3 protein-coding genes are annotated in these 1,937 nt (G+C 68.8%); all 3 read left to right on the plus strand.

The features are described from left to right. Nucleotides 1-24: 24 nt before the first annotated feature. Entirely contained in the window at nt 25-438 is a 414-nt protein-coding gene (locus AC060L_RS37265) for a roadblock/LC7 domain-containing protein (RefSeq protein WP_035797811.1), read from the plus strand. A 284-nt stretch (nt 439-722) separates the two neighbouring features. Further along, nucleotides 723-1,373 (plus strand): DUF742 domain-containing protein, encoded by a 651-nt coding sequence (locus AC060L_RS37270; RefSeq protein ID WP_483803425.1) that lies wholly within the window; start codon nt 723-725, stop codon nt 1,371-1,373. Next, on the plus strand, nt 1,354-1,935 hold the full coding sequence (locus AC060L_RS37275; RefSeq protein ID WP_110673255.1) for a GTP-binding protein: 582 nt from the start codon (nt 1,354-1,356) through the stop codon (nt 1,933-1,935). The genes AC060L_RS37270 and AC060L_RS37275 overlap by 20 nt, the downstream gene beginning before the upstream one ends. Nucleotides 1,936-1,937: the final 2 nt, after the last annotated feature.

Consider the following 1,937-nt stretch of genomic DNA (forward strand, 5'->3'; position numbering starts at 1 on the left):
ACCAGGAGCGTTGAGTTGAGTCAGATGAGCCAGGCCGCACAGAACCTGAACTGGCTGATCACCAATTTCGTGGACAACACCCCAGGGGTGTCCCACACAGTGGTGGTCTCCGCCGACGGGCTCCTGCTCGCCATGTCCGAAGGCTTCCCCCGCGACCGCGCCGACCAGCTCGCCGCCGTCGCCTCCGGCCTCACCTCGCTCACCTCCGGCGCCAGCCGGATCTTCGAGGGCGGCGACGTCAACCAGACCGTCGTCGAAATGGAACGAGGCTTCCTCTTCCTCATGGCAGTCAGCGACGGCTCCTCCCTCGCCGTCCTCGCCTCCCCCGACTCCGACATCGGCCTGGTCGGCTACGAAATGGCCCTCCTCGTCGACCGCGCCGGAGCCGTCCTCACCCCCGCCCTGCGCGCCGAACTCCAAGGCAGCCTCCTGCACTGACAGTGCATCAGCGGTTTATGTAGTTGAATCTGTTCAGCCGTTCATCTGACGGGCCGTCCGACAGACGGTCCGTCAGGCGGCGCTCTGGTGACGATGTGTCATCAAATCAGTAGTACTTGTATGATCCAGCCGCCCAGGCCGAGTCCGCAGAACGCGGGCTCGGTGTTGGGCGTTGTTCCACTGCCCCGTTGTTGTACGGCCCCTCGCACCACCAGCTTCGGCCCCACCTGAGGCTGTGCCAGCACCCTTGCACCGCACCGCCGCACCTTGTGAGGAGAGGACCCGTGACACCGCCCGACGACCGCCAGGGCCAGTACGGCGTTCCGTACCCCGGCACTGGCCACGATGCGTTCGGGTCCCCCGGCGCAGGCCCCGGTCAGAGTTACGGCCAGCCGCAGCAGCCCCAGCACGTCCAGCAGGTCCAGCAGCCGCAGCCGCAGTACGCGGAGCAGTACGGTCAGGAGTACCCGGAGCAGTACGGCCAGGAGTACCCGCAGCCCGGCTACGCTCCCGAGCCCGCTGAAGCTCCGGCCGCCCGTCCGAGCAGACCGGCCCGGCACGAGGAGCCGGACGAGTTCGACGACCTGGACAGCGGCCCGCTGATCCGTCCGTTCGCGATGACCGGTGGCCGCACCCGTCCGCGCTACGAACTGGCCCTGGAGGCGCTGGTCTCGGCCAGCGTCGACCCGGCCCGGCTGGCCACGCTGCTGCCCGAGCACCAGCGGATCTGTACGCTCTGCGCCACCGAGGTCAAGTCGGTGGCCGAGGTGTCGGCCCTGCTCGGACTGCCACTGGGGGTGGCACGGATCCTCGTGGCCGACCTCGCCGAAGCCGGCCTGGTCGCCATCCACCAGCCCGCCGCCGGGGGCGAATCCGGCAACCAGCCCGACGTCACGCTGCTCGAAAGGGTCCTCAGTGGACTTCGCAAGCTCTAGCCCCGCGGCCACCCGCGCCACCACCTCCGCGAAGATCGTCGTCGCCGGCGGCTTCGGCGTGGGCAAGACCACCCTCGTCGGCGCCGTCTCCGAGATCAACCCGCTGCGCACCGAAGCCGTCATGACCTCGGCCTCCGCCGGCATCGACGACCTCACCCACACCGCCGGCAAGACCACCACCACGGTCGCCATGGACTTCGGCCGAATCACCCTCGACGAAGACCTCATCCTCTACCTCTTCGGCACCCCCGGCCAGGACCGCTTCTGGTTCATGTGGGACGACCTCGTCCGCGGCGCCATCGGCGCCGTCGTCCTCGTCGACACCCGCCGCCTCGCCGACTGCTTCCCCGCCCTCGACTACTTCGAGAACAGCGGGCTCCCCTTCGTCGTCGCCCTCAACGGCTTCGACGGACACCAGCCCCACACCCCCGACGAAGTCCGCGAAGCACTCCAACTCGGACCCGACACCCCCATCATCACCCTCGACGCCCGCCGACGAGACAGCGCCAAAAGCGCCCTCATCACCCTCGTCGAACACGCCCTCCTCGCCCGCCTGCGCTGATC

The organism is Kitasatospora sp. NEAU-69 (assembly GCF_057158765.1).